Genomic DNA, 24,368 nt, shown 5'->3' on the forward strand with positions numbered 1-24,368 from the left:
GGAAATTATCAAACAATTTATGCCTTAAAATATTCATAGTTATTTACAATTTAAATTTACTAAACTCGGGCACTCCAAGTTCCCCTGCCTTATCAATCCCCTGCCTTATATATAAGTATTCCAACATCCCTTTTGAATCCCCCGTAACTAGAGCGTCTTGCAAGCTAATGATTTTCTCAAGTTCTTCGAACTTACCATTATCAAAAGCCTTTTTATACATTTTATCCAAAATCTCATCCAAATATTTCCTAGACCCTTGCTGTGCAACACCACTAGCAGTCGAAATAGTCCCCATAGAAGCAGACCCTCCTTTTGCCTCTACAATAATAAACTTTTTCAAACCTTTTTCCTCTACTTCAAATACCAAATCTAAAGTACCTTGCTTCGCTTTATCACCCAGATCAAGCACCAGCTCTTTCGCATTGGGGTAATTTTCTTTAATGATTCTCCTCGAAGACTCTTCCCCTAATTTTTCTGAAGTGCTAACAAAGTCGTTCCAATGTTTAGTTATTTCGGCTTTTTCAGCAGCTGAAGGTGGATCCCCTGCCAGTTTCTTTGCATTTTCCCAGGCTTCCTTCCGTGCCTTTCTGTTATTAATCAATGTCGCCAGCTCCTCTTTTAATGAACTTGGTATTTGTATATTTATTTCCTGTAATGAAGCCGGGAATTCAATTTTTGAAAATTTATTAATGAAATCACGAAGCTTTTGCCCATCAGTAATGGTAGCCATTTGATCCAAAACCATTTGCCTTGAAACCTTTGCGTCCTTTCCAAACAAGCCTTTCAACTTTCCAAGATACTCTGCATCACCCTCCAGCATTCGTCGGGCCAAATAATAAACCTCTAAATTTGATTGAGAAGTTATACTCACATACCCTGCCCGGATTTTGCGATTAAAACTCCCTGTACTTTCAACAATCAATTCCTCCCAAGCCGGAATTAATTCATGACGCTTTTTCAATATATCATAAATCTTAATATTGGAATTAATATCATTAAATAAATGCTTGACATTTAAAGACTTGGTATTAGCCACTATATTTTCCAGACCGGATAAATCATCCCCCAATTTTTGAACCACTTTGGAAAATACCTCCATTTGATTAGCCATCTCCTGTGGTGCCTTTCGCAATTGATAGATATATTGATTGAGATGGGGTTTACTATCTAGCTTTTTAAGAGACGAAACCACTTTTTCAAAGTCCACATTCGCCATTATCCCTGTCACGCCACAGATGAAGGTAGCCACCTGTGTTACCATTTTTGACCCCAAATAAGTTCCATAACTTTCATTTTCCGTAGCCAATCGTAATTCTCTACCAATAGCAGAGGCAACTATATTTCCTAGCCCCTCTTTCTTTACATGGGCTTGCAAAGCTTCTAATTCTTCTGGCTTAGCCACAAATTCCATGACCATCCGCAATGCATCCGGCAGTGCAGTGAACTCTTCGACGCCTCCATCAACAATCCCTGCGGCTAAAGGTCGCCAAACATTCGTCTTTAGTTCAACCAAATGGTACAAATTAGCACCCTCGGAAGCTGGCTTATCCTTCCACCACATGGCGTCTGAAACATTTGACGTCTTGACCAGGCTTTGTAGGTTCAGGTTTGCTATTTGAAGCCAATTAAATGGATTAGAATCACAATCAGCCCCCCCTTTACAAATATTTATTTGGGCCTTCGCTAAATATTTCGACATAAAATCCTCGATTTCATTCAATATTTCATCCGTAAGGGAAGGATTCAGACTTTTTAAATAATTTCTGTAATTGTCAGAAAGTTTAACTACATATTTGCTAGCCGTTGGGTCTGATTCATTAAAATCAATATCAATTGATATTTCCTCTGAAAGACCATCAGCTAAATGTGGGGACTGTAAATATTCTATAGCCTCATCAGCTGTTTTAATAGATACCTTAATAGTCTCTTTGTATTCCCCATTTTCATCTATTAAAGGTGTATTTAAGCTTTCAGCAATCGCATTTCTTAAATCCCCAAGCCCGCTGCTGCCAGAAATAGCATCCAGGTCGCCAAAACAATCATATATCGCATTGAAAATATATGTATATTCTTGTTTTGTAGGATCTTCTTTACAAAAATCCCATTCTGCAATTTGATCAGAAAGATATGCTGTACAATTAAGCCCATCAGCTATTTGCTTATTTTTAAAAACTACCAGTGATTTGGAATTAACATCATTTAGGTCAAGATTACTTAAAACAGGTAAGAGTGATTCCTTAAGCTGGTTACTAGGCATAGGATCATGGGAACTGATTTCAACCCCACCTTCCTTTTGTTGAACTAATAAAAATTTAAGTGTTGGATACTCTGGGGAATACAATTCACTCGCATAAATATCATCTGAATCATCACGTAACTCTCTCCTTAAAACCTTATTTCCTTGGATTACTGGCGGTTGATCACAAAAACCAAAGTATAAAAAAGCTATTGCACCCGTTTTTTCATTTAAGCTAATAAACTCTTTATGAATAAAAGTAAAAATGGATTGATCATCCTCTTGAACTTCTTGCTCACTCTCCCCATCTTCATTCTCAATCCCCAGCACCTTCAGTGGCTGGTGTAGCAAATTCCACTGATAAGCATACAGTGCTTTTGCCGGAGCACTATAGTCCATCAAATTGTCCGTGGTGCCAGCTTCTACCTCGCCCTCAAATCGCTGGAAAGGGTGTTTCAGATTAAACGCCCCATGCCCCAATTCATGGGCCAGGGTATGATAGGTCTGTTCGGAATTGTCCGGTGCATATAAAAATCCATAGGCACGACCCTGGGGGAAAAAGCCGGCCAAACCGCTCTTGCTGGCGGTCGGTGCCCAGAAGGCCACGAGCTCGTCTTTGCCCCGATTGTGCACTTTTTTGAAGGCGGCAATCAGCTTGCTTTGCTCGGAAGTATAGTTCGCCAGGTTGCCGTGTTCTTCATCCCCGGAAGCCAGTTTGCCATCACCGTTTTCATCCCAGTCCAGCCCGCTAACTTTAGGCAGAATTTCAACTTCAAATTTGATGAAATAAGGCCCGTAAACCGATGCCAGATAGCTTTCCACTGCTGCTTTGGAAGGGGGAGTGGTATCATCCACCGGCTTGATATACAGCTTAATCGTCTTCGGCTCAAAAGGTAATACATTCACCTTGCCCAGCACCTGCTCCTGATTATCGATGGTTTGATAAGCTTCCCAGAGGGTCTTTTTGTTGTTCAGGGCGTAGAGTTCGGTGCCTTGGGGATCGCCCTCTTTGGCTCTGGCCGGGGCATCCACCGGTCGGAAATAAACCGTTTCGGTGGCATCTGTATCATATTTAATCTTTCCGTTTTGCCCTTTTTCAATGGCAATGAAGGGGTAAAGGATCAGGTCATCGCCACATTGCACGGCATCGAATACGTCATTATCGAAACCTCTGCCACCAGCATCAAATCCGGTGGATTCATGGGCGCTGAAAGTCAGGCTTTGTTCAGTGGCCCAATTTTCACATCCTTCGCGCAGGGCATCGTCATCGGCCAGCATATCGTAGCCCAGCCCAAAGATCTGCTGGAAGAGGTAGACGGAAGTACGCGCCTGATTGATGGCCGTCAATATACCGGCTTCTGCGGTTCCATCGGCCGCACGCCCATCCAGCATGTCCACCACCTGACTGGCCATTTCCTCACATTTGGCCAGGGCCTCTTCTTCCGATAGTCCGGCATAATCACGCAAATTGATATCCGGTGCCTGCTTGCCATCCATTTTTGCCAAAAAGACCAATACCGCCTCAGCAGCTGTCAAAGTACGCTCCGCCTCCTGCTGTCGTACCATTCCGGCCTCCGCCTGCATACAACGATTCACACCAGCAGTAAAAGCCAATAGCTCCTTACTGCCCTTGCCCATATAATCCTTGATGGCATCCATCACATTTCCCCGCGCCTGGCTTTCGGCATCTTTGGCGGCATTGAGCTTATCTTCCGCTGCCTTTTTATCTTCCTCCGCTTTAGCGATGGCCGCATTACGCTCGTCTTCGTCCTCTATTTTCTTGGCGTCCTTCAGGGCATCTTCGGCATCCTTCAGTTCCTCTTTCGCTTTATTTACTTCATCCTTGGCGGCCTGCAATTCCTCATCCGCTTTATGGGTGGCCTCATCTTTATCTTTGATATTATCTATAATTTCCGCAATGGCCTCAGCCTCCCGCAAAAAATCATCCAGCGCATCGACTCCCTTCATGATGGCATCCGCCAGCGCAGGATCAATCAAATTGCTGTCCATACCGGTCACCAACACTTCCCCATGGATGAGTTTATAATCCGTATTCAGCTCAATATCATTAAAGGCCACCCCGAAGAATACCTTATTCAGGCTCTTGATCTGAATCATTCCCACCCCCGAATGGGTGCTGCCATTAAAACGCGCCTCGGTCACCGTAACCGTGAAATCCGCCGCCGTAAAGGTATCCCCCACCTGCAAGGCCGAAGCAAGCGGCTCACTATTTTCCCAATTGATAATCAGCTCACCCCCCTCACAGATATAAGGCTTTTCTTCCGCTTCCCCCGTAGTGGCAAAGACCGATGCCGACCATTCCCCCTCCTGGGCGCCGCATTTTCCACGCACCTGAAACTCATATTTCACCGCCGGCGACAATCGACGGATATTCCCACGCTCCATCAGGAAGGAATCATAAGTCCACTCCAAAACGGCCTGCCCTTCTTCCGCCACCGGACGATGACGCACTTCCCATTCCATATGTCCCTGCGTGCCCGTCCAGGCCAGCTCCACCCGCGAAGGGGTCACGGTTTCCACCATCAGATCCCCGCATTCCGTACAGGCCACCCCATATTGAAAAAGTCGCATCTCACTCCAGCCCTCATTCTTCAACAGTCCCAGCTCATCTTCATCATAAGCCTGCACCCGCCAGGCATACCAATTCCCCGGCATCAGCGGACTGTCCGCCGGCCCCAACTGATAGGCCGATGCCATGATGTCCCATTCATCCACAATCGGTTGTGTAGTCGCAAATGCATCTCCGGCCGTCTGCCCTTCCCGCAAAATCTCCACGATCTGGAAGCGGTAGGTGACATTTTGCGGGCGGTTAGGCGAAGCCAAATGGCGGGGATTCCAGCTGAAAACCAGGTACTGAGGATCACGCGCCTCCACCAGCATTTGCTCCATCGGCAAAATCAATTGCGGAGGATCAGACTGCGTCAAAAAAGCCTGCTGCATGGGCGTATTGGAAATCAACCGCCCGGTATAATATTCCAACACCTGCAATGAAAAACGATACAATCCGTCCGGCAACTTCCCACCATTGGTCGTAATGCTGTTAATACTTCCGCGGGTAGTGTGTAAATTCGCTAAATCAAAATAAATACCGAGATTACTGCCATCGAGCATTTCCGGCTGTCCACCCATAATGTACAGGGGATCCGGTAAAAACTGCGGTGTGGTTTCCAGGGTGATTTTCCCGCTGAGTTCTTCCACCTTCACCTTAAAGCGTACTGGCAATTCCGGCTGATTCAAATCCTTCAGCCATACCTGTCCCTTGATCATCTGATTCCCCGGAGCGGCATAATCCGATAGCCGAATCCCATAAGGAGGGGTCAACACTAAATTGGCCTGCACCGGATAGTTCTGGGCAAACAACTCCCCAAATGGTGACAGGAGTAAAAAATATAATAAGGTTAAGATTGATTTTTTCATGGTATAGGTTGGTGCGCTGGGCCTAAAAATTGCTAATCTGTTATAGGACTAGGTTGATCCTCCGAAATTAATTCACAAAAATATTTAATATATACGCGGGAGGTCATGGTCCCTCCCTCATGAGATAAACTTTGAAGATTTAATTCTACTGTTTCTGCTGTGGTAGCCTCCAATAAATAATAATCTGTTTTATTTAATACCGTTACGGTTCCTCCACAATCCGTTTTGTCCCTCACCTCTTCATACTTATAGTTAATTCTTGGCGGACTATTATAGACCCCTTTTATAGTAGTGCTTCCATTAGCAAATTTTGCCAGCCGATATGATATATCATGTATACAGGTTATTACCTCTCCATGAGTTTCATCATGGATAGTAACCTCCACCGCATATTTCCCATTCTTTATGACAGCCTGTGCTACTGTTATTCTGGTGCAGGTGACAAACAATAAAAATAAGATTAAATATTTCATGTTCATTTTACAGGAAAAGGTTGTACTCCATCTGTCTTCACACAATAGTACTCCAAATAAATATAACTATCCCGATTCACTCCCAGCTCCGCTTTAGTAATTGTACCAATCTCAATTTTCTTTTCTGAAGAAGTTAATTGCAATGGAATACTTTCACTGGTCGTCACCACAACTCGCTCTAAACAAGTACTCGGATCGTCAATTACATAACAACGATTTTCCTTTACCACATAAGTAATATGTAATACAGGGGAGGAGGGGGAGGTAGCCTTCAGCTGGCTTGAACGATTAGAAAAATAGGCCGTCTCAAACCAAATATCCAGGGATGGGCTCTCACGTTTTCCTTTTTCTACTTTCAAAGTAGCCTTTATAGCGTATCCGCCTTCAACTAATTCTACCTGCCCAAAACAATTCGATGCCCAAAAAAGCATTCCTAACATAGCGATTACTCTCATAACCTCACCTCCTGACTAAATTTAGACACCTGCCCATCTTCATAAGCCAGGCGCACACGATATCTATATTTTTTATTATCCAAAACTTCAGCATCTAAAAACTCCTTCCCACTAATCCTTTTATAAAAACGGATAGGTTCATCCCCCTGCCCGCGGTAAACATCTACTTTAAAGTCACTCCCCAGGGGGCTTTTCCATTCCAAAAGGGCGCCCTCATTGTTGCGCTTGCCCTTAAAATCATGCACCCCTTTTTTGATCTTCTCCTCAAAGCGACTTACCCCCACGGGTCTGGAAGGGACGGACTCCAGCCCGCTGTCATCAATGGCAATCATCAGATAATAATAAGGCTCAAAATCATAAATGGTGCTGTCCAGAAAGAACTGTTCGTCCTCTACCGGCTCCAGGCTGGCGATCCACTCCCAGCGTTCGGTTTCACTAGCGGCTTTGCGGTATACCTGATAGGTGGCCACATCCTCACTGCCGGAGGGCTGCCAGTAAAAGGCAGGTCCGCGGGTATGGGACGCTCCTTTCACCATTACCGGCGGGCTTGGTGGAATCACATCCGGGCGATTAATCTCCAGGAGCTCCGAATAGTCCGAGGGGTTCCCCCGCTTATCCACCGCCAATAATTTATAGTAGACCTTTTTATTCAGTACCTTCACCGGCAGGCTATCGGTAAAATGAGTGGTAAAAATCTCCCTTTTGGTGGCCTGTACCCAGGTGCCATTGGGCTCATTAGCCCGGTATACCCGATAGCCAAACAGGTCTTTTTCTTTATTGGGCGCCCACTGTACCTGCACCAGTCCGGTGGTGTCCATTTTTCCCGTCAGTGCCACTGGCGGAAGCGGCGGAATGCTGTCCATAGGCTGAATAAACTGGGTATAAGACCAGTTCTCCCGACCTGCCTTATCGACTGCGGCCAACTTATAATAATTGGAAGATTCAGGAGCGATATCGCGGAAGGAACCATCATGCACCGGCAGGTCGCCTCTTAATATTTTAAAGGGGCCCTGATCCGTTTCAGCGCGTGCCAGGCGCAGACTTTCCACCGCATAGGCTTCGTCAGGATTAATTTTCCAGGCAATTTCTACGGATCCATTGTCTTCATTTTCCCAAACGGCAATCTCCGGCGTAAAGCTCATCACCGGATAGGCTTCTACCTTCAGTGGATCAGAGTAAGGACCAGCAGCTCCGAAGGCATCCCGTCCGCGTACCCGATAATAAAAAGTTCCCTCATCGGTTCCAAGGGTATCGGGAAAGAGCATAATGCGGGAATGGTGATTTTCTGCCGGCTGTATGAAAGGCGTGTCCGTCAGGTCAAAATAAGCTTTACCGCCATCATCGGATCGCTGCACTTCATAGGCCGTATAAAAGTCTTCCAGACTCTTCCAATCCCAGCTCACCTGTACCTTGCCTTCCAGGTAGGCCGCCCGGGCCTCAAAGGGCTGAGGCAATTCCACCACTTCCTCTGTGAATAATAATTGATAAGCTGCTTTGACCGGCTCCAGGCTGTCCGGCAATAGGGGAATTAATGAATATAAATACCTTTCACCCTGCTGAATTTGCTGGTCTTCATAATACAAGCCCATCAGTTCGGCTACCCGTATGGACTGATCCGCCGCCAAAAGCGCAAAGGCATAACGGTTTTCCTGCTCGCGTTGCTGATTTACAAAATGCGCCAACTGGTTCCCATTACCGGCCTCCAGATAAAAGCTTTCACCATACAGCGCCTGAACAGCCACCGGCAAGTTTTGATCCGTGGAGTCCTGAAGCCAGGCCGCTTCCCAGGCAGCAAGTGGGGCCGGCTTTTGCTGTTCCAGCACCACTTTTCTTTCCGGAATGCCCAATAGCTGCCCGTTTCGAAAGGTGGTGGAGCGCTCCAGGCGATAACCATATTGATTGAGTAACTGCCAGCTGACCGGATCGGTAGGGGCCCAGCGCAACTGAATACTATGGGCATTTACTTTTCCTTTCAGGCGCAAGGCTCCCTGCGGAGGCTTCTGCCCGTACAGCAGGCCCGCCCCCAGCAGCATAATGGCCGAGAATATATTTAAAAATTTATTCATTACTGAATGATATTAGTCAATGGTAAACGATAGGTTGAGCTAGGGCTTGTGCTTCCCGGCAAATGGTAATGCATATTTACATGATATTTACCAATTTTCAAATCCGGTGCCTGTGCCGCAATCCGGATATTATCCGTCAAGGTTTTCGCTGCTCCTGAAAGATTTAGATTTCCCTGATCCGCCAGTCTTTCCAAATTGGTCTGGAAGTTCCGGAAATCCTTGGCAATCACCTGAGAAACATCATAATACAGCCTTCTGCTCTGATGCGGCATTAAATCTCCCTGCTCAATTTCCTCATCGGTCAATGTAATCAAGCCTTCCTCATTACTGCCCAGGAATACCGCATATTTAGGCTTCAGCCAGCCATATTCGCCCTGCTCATCCCGCCAATCAAGTCGGGCACCATGCAAAGGATATTGATGATAGATCAGGTCATTGATATAGGTTTTGAAGAAATCGTCTCCAAAATCCACCTCCATGGTCAGCAAGGGTTCAAAAGCGGCTCCACCGGCAATTTCAAAGGCATCAATACCTTCCTGTGAGGAAGTTGGGATGCGCACATTGATTTGCGAGCGACCACTGCCGGGCAACAATCCGGTATTCCCACTACCAATATTCAAGCCTTCCATCTTCGCCGTAAAAGTACGCCACTTACTGGTTCTGAACTGAGAACGGTAAAGGACCTTCTCTTCTTTGGCTTCCAGGGTCTGCTCTGCCGAGCGGGTGGTGGTGGTAATATAACCTCCCTGCTCACCGGCCGAACCGGCCCGGGCTGAATCCAGCTTCACATTGCTGTCCACATCCAGTGCCTGCTTAGGCATTTTTACCAATTCGAGCATATAAATTTTAGCGGCCTGCATTTCCTTTGGAATGCCCATTTTCACCATGGCCTCTGCATTATGATAGCTTACATCGGCCAAAGCCTCTGCGCCTGCCTGCGTTTTGAATCGCGCTTTCAACAACCAGTTTTGTGGATCATCCAGTTTGAATAAATAGTCCCAACCTTTTATTTTCATTTTCATATATCCCTGCTTACTTTCATCGATGAAGAAATTCATCTGACGCTCAATAGGATAACTGTAGGCTACATGCTGATGATCAATAAAATCCGGTCGTTCTCCGGAGGTAAATTCCACCGTCTTCGATAGTTTTTCTCCCTGAGCGGCATCTACCCACTTCCCATTCTTCTTTTCCTCAAAGGTGATGTCGACTGCAAATTTATAATTGGCCTTATCCTGCAACATGCTTTCGGACTGCAGCACCAGCGTGGTATTGTCTTCATTCCAGATTTCCGTGCAAACTTCCCGTCCCCCTTTAGAAGAGGTCAGCATGGCCTCCTTCAGCCGCACCCGGTAAGTTTTCTTTTGATTATCGGTAGGATCCAGCATGACCATCGGCTCATTGACCGGCACATTAAAGACTACCTGCGCCGGAGCAAATACATCCACGTCTTTGGTTTCAGCAGCAGGCGTCATGGAAGCAATAATCTCCATACCTCCCAGCGGGCTGCCACCTACAATCTGACATTCCTCCCCCAGCTGAAAGCCAAAGCTGCAACGCCCTTTAACAGCGCCTCCGAGTATGCTAAAATAGCCCCCCACTTCCCCATGCGCATAAATTGGATTTGGTCCTTTCAGCGATAAGATCGCCGCAAAACCGGCATCAATAATGGCAAATCGTCCTCGGATGAAGCCCATTTTCACCTGAATACCGATAGCCGCCTTGATATAAGCATAAACCTGTCCCTGCGCATACCAGCCATTCATCCCGATCTGTTTACCGGTATTGGCACAGATCGCATTGGCCCCGTAATTGGCCAGCATCACATCAAAACCGAGACCGGCATAAATTTCAGCAAAAAATGGCCCCATGGAGGCATCTATGCCTACTTTCAGTCCCACGCCAAAAGCCACTCCTTTACCACCGGAAAGGGCATTTTCACTTCTTCCTCCCTCAGCGGAAGTGGGTGCTTCAGGTGTCCTTCCCAAAATTTGAGCGACCTCCCTGGGTGGTTCAAAACCGGAAGGCATATTGTCGCCCAGCATGAAATAGGTGGACGCCCGTGACCCCAGCATGCTCAGGTAAATGGGGTTTCGGGAAGTACCAATATGAATGTACCAGCTACCGGGCTCAAAGTGGATGACGGATACGCCTCCGCCCTGCAAAGGACCCGCGTTAATATTGATCAATAACTTGCCATGATAAGTGGCATTTTCAAAATCCATATCCAAAGACATAGAGGCGAAAATGGGGCTCTTGGCATCTACATAGCCACAATTGGCATCTAATCGCGGGTTAGTCGCATTGGAACCACCACCTACATCTGCAGCAGCCGTTTCCATTTTCCATTTATCCGCTTCCTCCGCCTTTTCGGAAAGCTCGTCCATATTTTTATTCAGGTCTCCCATGGTGCTGGGGGTCAGATTCCCCGCTCCCGCCATGATCCCTGCACAACCATATAAGCCTACTTTTTTCACGCCCCCTCCTTTAAAGAAGGACATTTCATAGGTGGATTCGGCATTAAAAGTATCCCCCTGAGCGTCGGAAATCACCACCATGGCTTTAAAGCCAAAGCCCACCTTAGCATTGGGGATATATAAGCCGCCGGTGGCAGATTTTGACACCCCCGCATATTCGGGACGGAAATCCACCCGCTCCATCCCATAGTAGAGTCCGCCACCAAAACCTTTGAGGGCCAGCACTCCCCCCACTACTATTCCCGGACTGAAAGTGGCCAAAGCATCCGCATACCAGTAGTCCTGCTGATCCTTGGTGCCAAACATCACCGTACAGGCCATGGAAACCCCCGAAGTGGTGGGCCCCAGTTTGGCATCAATCATCCCTTTGAAAACATCTCCATAAATCTCATCTCCTTTGGCGATCATGATTTCGCCCTCCAGCTCAAAGAGCCCCTCCTTTCGGGCCTCCACAAAAATCCGATGGATTTTCATCTCCTTATATTTCCAGCCTTCGGCCTGCTTTTGGCCCAAAATACTGAAAGCTCCCTCTGCCCCAAAGCCATCATTTTCCTTAGAAAAAAGGGCGATCTGGGCATCTACATCCAGCGCTATCTGACTATTGAGCGTTCTTATCCCAATATGATTGATCGACATCCCCTTGCCCGAAATATCTTGCTTCAGTGCCTGGGAACTTACCGAAAAGGCAGCGGCGGAAAGATAAGGTTCCCGGCTCTCAATTTTAAGTCCCTGAAAGGCGATATCGGCCAGATTGGCATCATACTGTTTGACTTTCACATCCATTTTGCCATCCAGGTCAGCCATGGCGTAAAAATTCCCGTCTTTAAGCTCTATCAGCAAATGGGTACGGTCCAGTTGTAATCTACTCTCTCCAAAAGGTTTGAATTGCAGCGTATCTTTCGCTTCAGCGGAGAAAAGGAAATCCCCTCCTATTCCAATTTGAGCTCCATAACCTATCACCCCCAGAGAATCGGAGGTTGGAATTTGAATATCTCCCCACATTTGCGCCTCCACAAATTGGTTTTGCAAAATATCGACCTGCAATCGCTCTAAAGAGATGGCCCAGCCGGCACCTAACTTCCCCTTATCCAGAGAAAGCAGATGTTGCCCGTAAAAGCGGGCCGTCAGTCCCATGCGGTCAATGATTAATCCCTGTACTCCAATGGCCGTACGCTGCTTGCTTAATTTTTTTAATTCTTCTTCGGATAGTCCTCCCTGCTGCCCCTGCGCGACTTTTTCCCTTTCAGCATTAATGGCTTTATCAAAATCACTGGGAAGCATCACCTCTGCCTGCCGAATATAAATCCCCTTCCACAACATTTGATTGCCCTCCAAGAAATCGGGCGATTCATAACCGGAGGGAAAAACTGCTCCCCCATTGGAGATACTGGACTGATCGTATATGGCCTCCCTGACGGTAAAGACAAATCCCCGGTCCTGCTTTTCTCCCATACGGAAGCGGGGCAGATCAATATTGATGACAAATTCATCCCAGGATTCTATGAGCGTCTTCACATTTGCCCGGACTTTTCCCTCCACCAGCTCTCCATTCATATCCGCCGGACGAATAAATTCCGGATTAAATACCAGGTCCAGGTCCAGGCCCATACGCTGATAGCCATCACAGCCGAACTCTACAAAGGTGCCCCCCCCATTGAGGCTACCCTTGAATGCAATATCCATATTTTTGGAAATGGGAATAGCATAATCGGACAAGAGTGCCAGTTTGCCCTGTCCCCCCAAGCCGCGCTCCTGAGAGAAAGGAATGCCATAGCCCCCAAAGATCAATTCCTGCTCAGAATCCGGAAACTGAATGCCCATCCCTACATCTATCTTGGTACCCGAAGGGGTAATGCGTACGCCCATGATCACCAGCTGGAATTCCGTTCCTCCCACGGTTTTGGAGATCCCCACCGGCAGGGAAATCAAATCAGCATCGGTTAATAAAGCCGTAAATAACTGGCTTTCGCGCACTGTTTGTAAGGCCGAACGAACGTTGCTGATCTGCTCTGCCACACTGGCATTAGCAGGGGCATCCACCGGCATAGCCGCAAAGGAATGTAATCCCGCAGGCTTCTCCTTCATGACCGGCAGGTCTACTTCAAAATCCCGAAAACGGTCCCCGGACATTTCATTGGCCATCAGTAAGGCCGGAAGCCCCCAGAGCAGTAAAAGCAATATATATTTAAAATAGGAAGTCATATGCATACTAATTTTCTAGGCTTTTCTCTGATTTTTTATTCCCCGGACTAAAGCGATAACTATAGCCCAAAGTGAAGGTCAATTCTGAAAAGGAAGGTTTATCGTTTTTAAAATCACTTCGGTTAATCAGCGTACTGGTCAGATTGAGACTATGCGATTTTTTGATATTAGTAGAAGCGCCCACTCTCCAGCTCCATACCTGATTCAGAGTCTCTCCATCCTGCTGTGCCTGGTTAAAAGAAAGGCTGGACCGGGTCTTGAGTTTTTTATCCCAAAAGCCTTTGGAAAGGGTGACCGTGGGACCCAGGGTGAGGTTGGAAGGTGTCAGATCATTGGGCACCATCCAGGCGGCATTCATGCTGAAACCGAAACGAAAATCTGCCGGGCGCAAAGCCCAGTTCCAGCCCACGACCCCATTCCAAAATTCACTATCGGCATTGGCCTGAGCCTGCTCGGACTGCTCAGAAGCAGTAGCCTGATAGTTGACGCTAAAATTCAGGGCCTGAGAAGTGGTTTTGGACTGGCCTAAGACCCAATTCACCGAAGCATTGGCCGCATCGGTCAGCTGGGTGAAATTCAGAGTATCGATCTGAAAAATCGGATCGGCCTGATTGATATCTTCGAACTGGGACCGGATTACGGTAAAGGAGCGAAAATTCGAATAGCTGGCCGAGATATTTAATTTTTTGGTAGCCGCCAGGTTCATGCTCAGGGCCCCGTTTAAGGAGGACATATCACTGACTTTCTGCCCGTCCAGATTATCCCGCTGCCCGCCGATATTAGTATTGATATTCAGCTTACCCCCGAACATGGCCCCGGAAATATTGACCGTGGCCGTTTCCAAATCATTATTGGCATAATACATCCCATGGGTTCGGAATTCCGGACCGATACGCTCATAGCCCAAACCAATGTTCCAGGCGGAAATCTGATAAGCCAGGGCGGAATTCATGGCCCAATAAGCCGAGGTTGAGGTCCGTGAAGGGAAGATATGATCAATAAACTGACTTTTTCGCTTTTCCGAGGAGAGGTCATGAGTGAGCACCGACAATGCCCCTTCCACTTGAATGGAGAGCTTGCCGAATCGTTGCCCCAGGTACAGGTTGGTGGCCAGATTTTCCTCCGCCGGCAGGGGCTGTCCCTGCAGACTTTCATTGTTTAGGCTGCTGCCTTCATCCCTGCCCTTAAGAAAGGAAAAGCAGATGTTGCCACCTTTATGTCGGTATTCTGCTTTGGCGCCATAGCCCATTCTTCTGTAAGAAGGCTCCATGCCGGCCTGTGTGCTGTCCGGCGCCACTGCTTTCCGGAGCCGCCCGTACATCACGGCCACCTCCCAGCGGTCAGAAGGGCTTCCCTGCATACCTGCCCCATAAAAAGTATGGCCGGCCAGAGTGTAGGGAGAAAAGGTCATATTCCCATAGCCCAGCTGAAAGTTCATCCACTTATAGGAGGGGCTGAGTGCAAACTGATTAAACGGCTGCTGATAACTGAAATTCTGATTGGAATAAGAAAATGATAGTGGCACTGCCAATCCGTAAATATCGAAATTTAAATTACCATTTAATATATAACGATAGGGATCCCGGCGGCTATCAATCCCCCAAGCCTGATAGGCGGTCTGGTTAAAGGACAGCCCACCACTCACCTTAATGGGCTGATCCTTCCCAATCCGGTCTAATTGCTGGGCACTAATGTTCAGACTTAAAAAAGTCAAAAAAACAAATACAATATATGTCCTGAGACGAAAAGTCATTTTCGGTTGATTAGCAAGATTAAAAATGTTGCGGTGGAAGATAAACGATGATGCTTACCTTCCACCTATTGCGGAGCAAGCCCCGCTATGGTTCAAAGATCAATAATTCTACTCTTCGGTTTTTCGCTTTAGCCTCCGGGCTATCTTCATTGACCAGTGGCTGTTTATCTGATTTTGAAGTAGTGGTCATGCGCTTTTTACTCAAGCCCATTTCCACCAGATAATCGCGAATGGCTTTTGCACGTTCCCAGGCGATTTTGGCTTTTACTTCCTCCGTTCCCATCACATCACTGTGTCCGACAATTCTGATTTGAAGATCCGGGTTGCCTTCTAACAGCTTCACGGTATAATCTAATTGCAATTGAGAGCTGATGGTCAGCGTGGTTTCATTTAACTTATAATTCAGAATGTACTTGATCGGCTTCTGCTTACTCCCTGATTTTACGGGCGCTTTTTCCACCACTACTTCCCGCTGCACCTGAGGCGCACGGCTTTCTCCCCCCCTAAAACTTCGGTAGCTTCCCGATCGGGGAGCAGGGCCGGATTTCTCCTCCACCAGCCATGGTTGATGCGGCTTCCGGCGATTGCCCCGGAAAGCTTTTAGGCGAATGGCCACTTCAAAGGTATTTTGGCCGGGCCGATCCTGCACCTGCGTTACCGGCTGATAGGCATAAAAGGCCAGATCGAAGGCTTTCTGAACGAAGTTCAACCCAAAACCCAACTGCCCAAAATCTGCATAATTGATCCCGGCTTCTACCTTTCCGGTGGTCCAGGGGTCTGTGGGATTTTCATTAAAAAAGTGATAGCCCCCCCAAAGGCCTCCCTGTACGGTATGGCGGCCATCCATAAAATCCACCATCACTTCCGGACGAAGACTCCACTCCCGATCCATCCAAAAATTGAAGGAACCTACTGCGCTCCAGCCCATGGGCAAAACATCCTGCTCATTGAATCCGGTGGGTTCATTCATGCGGTACATATTCACCCCTAAACGGTGAAGCTCCCGGCCTTTCTTATCCAGGGTACTCCACATCAAGCCCCCGTAAAGGCTGAAATAATCTCTGTTTTCACTGGAAAAATCCTCTCCATTGCCCAATTCCGGATTGTACCCATATACAGGATCCCATTGGCTTCCGGTGGTAAATCCATCTCCATTTAAGCGCAAGCCAGTCCAGGCAATCCCCATCCCGAGAGACAAATCATGCCGGGGTGCCAAACGCACCAAATAGGAAAGGGAACCGCCGGCTTCCTGCATTTTAAAACCCATATTGCCCGAAGGCTGGTCATTCAGAAAGTATAGTCCACCTCCTCCTTTGATCAACTGACTATCTTTATCTACCCAGGGCAATACGGCTGTCAAAACCGAACGATTACGGCTCATATCTCCATTAAAAGCCTGGTTGCGGTGCAGCAAACCGATACTCATATCCGTGCTCAGGGCCGTCCAGGCAGGTGCATATCGTATTGGTGCATAATCTCTTAAAGCCCCATAGCCTCCAACCTGAGCAAAAGCCGTCTGCAGGACAGGAAGCGTTAACATTAACAGGAGTATATATTTTTTCATCATTAATAGGTGCTAGATTGTAGTGATTGAGCGGTGGTGGATGGTAAATTCTTAAAAGCAAGGCGTTCTCCACGGTCGTAGTCGCCGCGGAGCCTACCCTGAAAGGCCGGAAAATCTACATTTCGAAGACTACGACCAGTGACTTCGCTGGCAAAAAAAACTTCCCTGGTCTTCGTGTTACAGCGAGCAGTGCGAGCATCACTAAGACCACGATCGGTAGGTTTAGAGCCTGTGCATAACCCTTGGTCGTAGTCGCCGCTGGGTCTATCATGGAAAACCGGAAAATCCATATTGCGAAGACTACGACCAGTTCCTGCGCTGGCATAATAAACTTCCCTGATCTTCGTGTTACAGCGAGCAGTGCGAGCATCACTAAGACCAAGTTCGGTAGGATTAGAGCCTGTGAATAACCCTCGGTCGTAGTCGCCACGGGGTCTATCATGGAAAACCGCAAAATCTGCATTGCGAAGACTACGACCAGTTCCTGCGCAAGCATCAAAAACTTCCCTGGTCTTCGTGTTACAGCGAGCAGTGCGAGCATCACTAAGACCAAGTTCGGTAGGATTAGAACCTGTGCATAACCCTCGGTCGTAGTCGCCGCGGAGCCTATCGTGAAAAGCCGGAAAAGCTACATTGCGAAGACTACGACCAGTTCCCAGCCTATCATGGAAAACCGCAACATCCGCATTGCGAAGACTACGACCAGTTCCTGCGCTGGCATAATAAACTTCCCTGATCTTCGTGTTACAGCGAGCAGTGCGAGCATCACTAAGACCACGATCGGTAGGATGAGATCCTGTGCATATTCCTCGGTCGTAGTCGCCGCGGAGCCTAGAGTGGGAAACCTCAACATCTGCATTGTGAAGACTACGACCATTGGCTGTGCTGGCATAAAAGACTTCTCTGGTCTTCGTGTTACAGCGAGCATCACTAAGACCTACTGCAATACTTTTTGAATTAGCGAATTTTCCTCGGTCGTAGTCGCCGCGGGGTCTATCATGGAAAACCGCAACATCTGCATTGCGAAGACTACGACCAGTTCCTGCCAGAAGGTCGTTACCATTTTCATAATAAACAGGTTGCGAAATTAAGCCCCCACCACTTACGCTGATCTCCCAATTTGCTGCTGGCAATTCTTTTAAATCAAGCTGAAGCCTAGCTCCCTGTGATATCAAAATAAAATCTTGTTCTATCCCACAGGCGGTAAACTGCCATTGATAACTCCCCTCTTGTATAATAAAATTCAATATCTCCGGAGCATCAAGAACCAATTGCCCCTCAGCATTTCCAATAACAGAGGGGCTTAAGGTCGTATTAATCCGATGAAGGTAATAATATATAGTAAAAGCCAAATTGCTTCGCTTGAAATAATTATCAACATTATTTACAGCATACGCACCGGCACCACCTGTGCTCGAAGGACTACAGGCTTTTACACGCTCAGTATAGAAACTAAAGGAGGATACATCATATTTAAAACTCTCAAATTCCTGATCACTCAACAATTTCAAATTACTGTCGGTGACTACTCCCGTCCCTGAGATTTTACTAAAATCTCTCCCCTCAATTTTAACAGTATTATCACTGGTAGAGGTACTGTTATACATTTTAACTGGAAGGCAATTGGTTCCATCAAGTTCCGCCATACTGTAGCAGGTATTATTATTTTCATGACAACCAGTCAGTTTTGCAGTTAGGCCATAGTAAACGGTTTTAGTGATAAGCTTAGGCGAGGACTGTGATAAGACGGCATAATCTCCCGTTGTATGTCCCCAAAGGGTTGTTTGCGCCTGCAAATCTCCTTGCCCTTTAAACATAAAAGCCCAAAATAGGAAGATCCCCATATATGGCGTTTGAAGTAAAGATTCCGCTTCCGACAGGTTATGAAATTCATCCAGCAATTCCCTTAATCCTTGCTGCCCTTCATAAGTGTTCATCCCCCCATTTTTTAAAACGGAAAGTTCCCCATTAATAAAACTGTACCCTAACGGTACAAAAACCTGCTTTTCATCTATTCCCTTCCTCATCTCATCAAATTTAAAGTCCCGCTATTCAATCCCTTAAATTGCACCGGGCTGCCATCGGCATAGGTGCCGGAAATCTTCCAATAATAGGTGCCACTAGGCACCACCGTACCCGATAGGGTGCCGTCCCATCCTTTTTGCATAATGTCCTCCGGATGATCACTCGCATATAACTCCTTACCTTCGGCATCATAGATGGAAAGCTTCAGGCTTTTAATCCCGGTGCCGTAGACCAAAAATTGGTCATTGATCCCGTCATTATTGGGGGTAAAGAGGTTCGGAATAAAAATTTCATTGCCCACATATACCGTGACCTGATCACTATTTTCACAACCCATTGCACTGATCACATTGGCGGTATAAGTGGTGGTCACATTGGGAGAGACGGTAGGTTGGGCGGTATTCGGCTCATTCATTCTATAATCAGGTGACCATAAGTAGAATGCTCCTCCGCCAGCGGTAAGGGTTACGCTTTCTCCAGCCCCGATGGCCACATCTTCGCTGATGGTTACTTCCGGCAAGGGGTTCACTGTTACCAAAACCGTATCCGTCCTTTGCAGACAGGTGCCCATACTGACGGTGACCACATATTCAGTGGATGTCACCGGCTGGGCCATGGGCGCTGAAGATAAGGGATTGGACAATCCGGTTTCCGGCAACCACTGATATTGATAATCATATTGCCCGCCGTCCACTTCGGCTTCCAGTTCAATGGCATCCCCGATACAAATCATCTGATCTGCTCCGGCGGAGACCCCATAAAATTCATTCACCATGACGGTCACTGAATCCGGCAAACTTACACAACCCACTGCATCGGTGACGATTAAAGCAAAGGTGGTCGTGCTTTCCGGAGCGGCGATCGGGCGTTGGATATTATCCGCAGAAAGTCCGATGGCCGGCGACCAGGCATACTGCCAATCGCTTTCGCCTTGGGCCTGCAGTTCCACAGACTGATCCGAGCAAATGGCCAGGTCTTCTCCGGCATTAGCGATAGGCAACGGCAAGCTGTGGAATTGCAGGTCCGCCGTTTGTCGACAACCTTCCCAGGAGATTACCTCCGCCATAATTTGCATATCCGTCGCTGAGGGGAAGCTCCAAAGGGCTCCCTGATGCAGCAAATCATCATGTTGAAACCAATTGACCTGCTGCCAGTCTCCTGCGATGAACAATTCGGCCTGCTGATCAAAACAAACCGCCATCTCCTCCACCAGCTCAAATTCCGGTAAAGCCAAAACCGCCACTTCCAGTGCATCCGAAAATTGACATCCCTTTTCATCGGTAAATAAGGCCGTAATCGATTCGGCTTTTTCGATGGTGTAATGCAGCGACAAATCAGTGCCTAACAGCATACCGCTGGCATCCGTCCATTGCGTACTTCCGTCGTGCTGTGGCAGTTGCAACCTCACTTCTTCCCCGAAACAGATGGCCTGATCTACTCCCAGAGAAAATTCCGGTAAGGCCAATCTTTTTACCTCAACCGTATCCGAAAACAGGCAGGTATTTTGATCTTCCAATACGGCCCAGATCTGCTCATCATTTAATATTTGCTGCTGATACTGTTCTCCTGTGCCCCTGAAACCATCAAAGGCGGTATACCAGCTTACTTTGGCCATCATCGGATGTGAAGCAGTAAGCTGCACTTCCTGCTGCGCACAAATTTCCTGATCAACTCCTAAACTGAAAGCGGGCAGTTCCAATTTTTGAAGCTTTAGGCTATCGGCATTCATGCAACCGAAATCATCGGTCACCACCACCTTCAATTGCTGATCTTTCAGGACTTCAAAATCCAAAAAGCGGGAATTCCCTGCAAAGGCTTCGTCCCGATACCATTCAATCTTCTGATAGACATTAGGCAATTCAAAATTAGCCTCCAGCCCTTCACAAATTTGCTGGTCAGCTCCCAGATCAATGGCCGGCAGCGCCAAAATGCTTAGCGCAAGCGTATCATATCCCACACAACCATATTGGTCCGTCACTTCTGCCCACAATACATCTTCTTCTTCCTGCTTGCGGCTGATGCTCCACTGATCGGCAATATTCCCCTCTTTTTCGGTATACCAATTGACCTGTACGCCTAAGGCCGGATTCAGTTCCAAATCTAAAATTTCTCCAAAACAAGTCGCCGGGTCTTCCCCTAAAGAAAAGTCTGGTAAGGCCCGAGGGTGCATGGCGATTTGCAAACTATTGGCACAACTATTTTCATCCACTACACTAATGGTCAATTCATCTTCCTGCAGAAAAGTATATTCCAGACTGGCTTCCTGCCCTAAATCTCCAAAGTGAAGGGAGCTCCATTGCTGGCTGGTCCAATTTCCGGCTTCCATAACCAGACTGTTCCCTAAACAGGCAAAAGCTTCCGCTTCCAAAGGAATCACCGGCAGGCTATTCACCTTTACCGAAATGGTTTGGCTTTGATGACAGCCTTCCTGATTTTCCACTTCCAGCCGCAGGTTTTGGCTTTCCGTAGGGTACCAACGCAAGAAACGATTCGTCCCAATCAGCTGCTCATTGGCCAGCCAGCGATAAGCCACCAGGCCACCTCCGGCATCCAGCTCCACCATATCTCCTATACAAATGGCCACCTCTTCCGGTAAATTGATCTCCGGCAGAGCATATACATCCACCAAAATATTTTCCTTGGCCTCACAGCCCTGCTGATCCTGCATGCGCAGTTTCAAGGTCTCGGCCTGCATCACCGGAAAGCTCAGCGTCGCATCAAATTCCTGCTGGCCGTCTTCCCGTTCCCAAACCACTGCAGCCCACTGTTCACCAGCATTCAAATGAATGATTTCCTGTTCACAAATATATTGGGTGGACGCTAAACCGGACTCCGGCAAAGCCAATGCCTTTAAAGCGGCACTTACGGATTGCTGACAACCCGCGGCATCGGTCACCGATAAGGTTAATTTTTGATCTACGGATACCTCGGTCGCCCAATGATCCTGACTGCCTCTGTGCGCCAACTGATCATCCAAAAACCAATCGTATTGCGTGAATGCGCCCACATTTTCAAATAAGCCCTCACTGCCTTTACACACCTCATAGCTTTCCGCCAGAACAGGTTGTGGCAATGCCAGGGCCGGGACGGTAATGGATTTGGACATTTCGCAGCCTTCGGCATTCCAAACCCTTAGCTCGAAAATTTCTTCCTGAAAAATCTGAAAACGCAGTTGAGCGGTAGTCGCTACCACCGTTTGGTCTGCCTGACGTACCCATTGATAGCGGGCAAACTGCGCGCCGGCATCTATTTCCAACCATTGCCCAGTACAAATCGGGTACTGATCCTGCAAATGAGACAGATCCGGCAAAGGCAAAGCCCTAAGGGCCATGCTGTTTTCTCCCCAACACCCTTGCTGATCCTGCACTTTCAGCGTCCAGCGGGTGGATTGGTCCACGGTCCAGTTCAACTGCTGGCCGCTGGAATATATTTCTTCCGCACTTCCCTGATACCACTCCCATTTTTGGTATTGAGGGCCACCGTCCAGCTGCAAGTCCGTCTCCAAACATAGCGACTGATCACCGCCCAGCTCCGGTAGCGGTTGGGCCAGACTTTTAATTTTAATTTCCTCTTCGCCCTGGCATCCGGTGGGATCCGTAATGCGCAGGTTCAACTTCATATCCTCGCTGCCGGAAAACTGAAATTCAGGCGCCTCAAACCAATCCCCGAGTTCAGATAATTTCCATTCTACCTTTGCCCAATTACCTTCCGGGCTTAAATCTAAAGTAGTGCCCTGACATACTTCATAATCAACCAAAAGACCAGAGGAAGGACTCTGATAAGGGATGAGGGTGAAAAACAATTCCTGATCGCAGCCTGAAGCATTTTGGGCATACAATCGAATGGTTTCTTGCTGATTGACCACCAGACTCAATCGATGGGTACTACTCAGTAGCTCTTGCTGATTCACCGAGAACCACTCTACCGTCTGGAAATCACCGGCCAGTTCATGGACAAAAGTCTCTCCCTGGCAAATTCGAATTTCTTCGGCTAAATCAAATACGGGACCGGCCGCCATGCTGACTTTCACCGTATCCCGGACGGTGCAAAATAAGTCGGGCTTCTCCACCGTTACCACGATATCCATATCCGCTAATACTTCCTGCCGGAATTCGAAACTATTGGCCACCAATAAATTGCCCTCCAAATCATACCAATTGACTTCTTCCCCACTTTTCCCGGCAGACAATAGCACCTCTTCTCCCTGACAAACCATTTGATCCGGACCCAGATCCGGCTTTTCACAGCTGAATAATCTTTCCTCTGCACTGAAGGCCGTGCCTTTTCCCGCAGCATTAATGGCCTGTACCGACCAGTAGTAAGCGCCCTCGGGCAAGCTTGCCATTTCAAAGGTATTTCCAAAAATCGCCTGCTTCAGCACATTTCTGCTCCCATCCAGCTTACTGGCCGGCGACCATTGATCGCGCCCTCCACTGCTGGTCCCGATTAACAATTCATAGGAAGTAGCGCCGGTGACCGCCTGCCACTCCAACTGCACGGATTGTTCCTGATTGACCGCCTGTAAAGCCTGCGGTACGCTAATGGCAGCGGCCGGGCTTTCCAGATTTTGAAAAATAAATTTTTCCTCTCCAAAATAGGTTTTACCGGAGGCATAAATATCCAAAGCGCCGTCCCCATTCCAGTCAACTGCCGCCAACGCACCCTCCGACAAACCGCTAAAAGTCAGCCCTGATGGCGAAAATCCTGCCCCACTATTCAGGAATAGATCCATTTTCGACTGCCAGCCAGCATCTGCCCCGGAAAGCAATAAATCCATAAAGCCATTGCCGGTAAAATCACCACAAGCCATCGCGCCCCCTGCCCATGCGGGTAGATTCCAGGCTGCTTCCTGCCAGCCCATGGCCTGTTGCAGGAATACTTTGGTCTGCGGGCTGCTACCGGAATAACCACTGAGGAGGATATCCTTTCGGCCGTCAAGGTCCAGGTCGGCCACCAATGCCCGGGCTTCCGACAATGCAGGAAAGCTCACCGCACTTTGTTGAAAACGGCCACTCCCCATATTTTCATATAACTGAATGCGCGGTACCCCGCGAAAATCTTTCCCAACAATTAATAAATCCGTTTTGGCGGCGACCAATGGCAGCAATTGAGCTTGCTGAAAAGCCGGCAAATCCAATAAGGTCAAATCTCCGGACTTCGGCGACCAATAGGCCGACTGCCAGTTGCCCTCACTTTGTTGGCCCATCAATAAAAGGCCTTGTTCCCCCACCGACAAAAAGTCGCCGGAAGCCAGACTCATCGACTTCCATTGGGGTAAAGACAAAGTAGCGGCTTGCCAAAAACCATTGCCCTGATTGAGGAACAGCTCACAACGGGCGCTGCCATCCAGGGCCGCACCAGCGATGACCAGATCCTGCCGGCCATTGCCATTGGCATCCAGCAAAGCATATTGATCCAATTCCCAGGAAGGCAAGCCACTGTCATATTTCACCCATTGACTTCCCTGCTTTTGGTAAATTTCCAGTACGGACTTTCCGCTGGCCTGCCGGCCGGCCAAAAGCACTTCCCACTGCCCGTCGAGATTGATATCCACGGCCTGCAGTTCCCCATCGGTCAGGACAGGGAGGTCCGGGAAACTGAGCGCTTCAAAACGCTGGGCATAGCCCATGACGCTGCACAGCAGACCACTAAAAAAAATAATTACAAGCTTATTCATTC

General features: G+C 47.9%; 9 protein-coding genes. All 9 read right to left on the reverse strand.

From position 1 onward, the window contains the following. Window positions 1–43: 43 nt before the first annotated feature. Window positions 44–5,674 (reverse strand): hypothetical protein, encoded by a 5,631-nt coding sequence (locus AAA970_RS18015; protein WP_338238284.1) that lies wholly within the window; start codon window positions 5,672–5,674, stop codon window positions 44–46. A 32-nt stretch (window positions 5,675–5,706) separates the two neighbouring features. Continuing rightward, window positions 5,707–6,147, reverse strand: coding sequence for a hypothetical protein (locus AAA970_RS18020; RefSeq protein WP_338238285.1), 441 nt, complete (start codon window positions 6,145–6,147; stop codon window positions 5,707–5,709). 2 nt (window positions 6,148–6,149) lie between these two features. Continuing rightward, window positions 6,150–6,602, reverse strand: coding sequence for a hypothetical protein (locus AAA970_RS18025; protein ID WP_338238286.1), 453 nt, complete (start codon window positions 6,600–6,602; stop codon window positions 6,150–6,152). Continuing rightward, on the reverse strand, window positions 6,599–8,668 hold the full coding sequence (locus AAA970_RS18030; protein WP_338238287.1) for a fibronectin type III domain-containing protein: 2,070 nt from the start codon (window positions 8,666–8,668) through the stop codon (window positions 6,599–6,601). Before AAA970_RS18030 ends, AAA970_RS18025 begins: the two co-directional genes overlap by 4 nt. Then, entirely contained in the window at window positions 8,668–13,347 is a 4,680-nt protein-coding gene (locus AAA970_RS18035; protein WP_338238288.1) for a hypothetical protein, read from the reverse strand. The genes AAA970_RS18030 and AAA970_RS18035 overlap by 1 nt, the downstream gene beginning before the upstream one ends. A gap of 7 nt (window positions 13,348–13,354) precedes the next feature. Continuing rightward, on the reverse strand, window positions 13,355–15,100 hold the full coding sequence (locus AAA970_RS18040; RefSeq protein WP_338238289.1) for a hypothetical protein: 1,746 nt from the start codon (window positions 15,098–15,100) through the stop codon (window positions 13,355–13,357). An 85-nt stretch (window positions 15,101–15,185) separates the two neighbouring features. Continuing rightward, the gene (locus AAA970_RS18045) at window positions 15,186–16,667 is read right to left on the reverse strand and encodes an OmpA family protein (protein WP_338238290.1); all 1,482 of its coding nucleotides are present in this window, start codon (window positions 16,665–16,667) and stop codon (window positions 15,186–15,188) included. Beyond that, entirely contained in the window at window positions 16,667–18,691 is a 2,025-nt protein-coding gene (locus tag AAA970_RS18050) for a hypothetical protein (RefSeq protein ID WP_338238291.1), read from the reverse strand. The genes AAA970_RS18045 and AAA970_RS18050 overlap by 1 nt, the downstream gene beginning before the upstream one ends. Next, window positions 18,688–24,366, reverse strand: a complete 5,679-nt coding sequence (locus AAA970_RS18055) for an FG-GAP-like repeat-containing protein (RefSeq protein WP_338238292.1) — start codon at window positions 24,364–24,366, stop codon at window positions 18,688–18,690. Before AAA970_RS18055 ends, AAA970_RS18050 begins: the two co-directional genes overlap by 4 nt. Window positions 24,367–24,368: the final 2 nt, after the last annotated feature.

The sequence above is a fragment of the Persicobacter diffluens genome (genome assembly GCF_036244895.1).
Taxonomy (GTDB): domain Bacteria; phylum Bacteroidota; class Bacteroidia; order Cytophagales; family Cyclobacteriaceae; genus Persicobacter; species Persicobacter diffluens.

Excerpts from the sequence above, each read along its gene's own strand:
- AAA970_RS18030 (WP_338238287.1), bottom strand. The coding sequence starts at position 8,668 with ATGAATAAATTTTTAAATATATTCTCGGCCATTATGCTGCTGGGGGCG.
- AAA970_RS18045 (WP_338238290.1), bottom strand. The coding sequence starts at position 16,667 with ATGATGAAAAAATATATACTCCTGTTAATGTTAACGCTTCCTGTCCTG.
- AAA970_RS18015 (WP_338238284.1), bottom strand. The coding sequence starts at position 5,674 with ATGAAAAAATCAATCTTAACCTTATTATATTTTTTACTCCTGTCACCA.
- AAA970_RS18055 (WP_338238292.1), bottom strand. The coding sequence starts at position 24,366 with ATGAATAAGCTTGTAATTATTTTTTTTAGTGGTCTGCTGTGCAGCGTC.
- AAA970_RS18035 (WP_338238288.1), bottom strand. The coding sequence starts at position 13,347 with ATGACTTCCTATTTTAAATATATATTGCTTTTACTGCTCTGGGGGCTT.
- AAA970_RS18025 (WP_338238286.1), bottom strand. The coding sequence starts at position 6,602 with ATGAGAGTAATCGCTATGTTAGGAATGCTTTTTTGGGCATCGAATTGT.
- AAA970_RS18020 (WP_338238285.1), bottom strand. The coding sequence starts at position 6,147 with ATGAAATATTTAATCTTATTTTTATTGTTTGTCACCTGCACCAGAATA.
- AAA970_RS18040 (WP_338238289.1), bottom strand. The coding sequence starts at position 15,100 with ATGACTTTTCGTCTCAGGACATATATTGTATTTGTTTTTTTGACTTTT.
- AAA970_RS18050 (WP_338238291.1), bottom strand. The coding sequence starts at position 18,691 with ATGAGGAAGGGAATAGATGAAAAGCAGGTTTTTGTACCGTTAGGGTAC.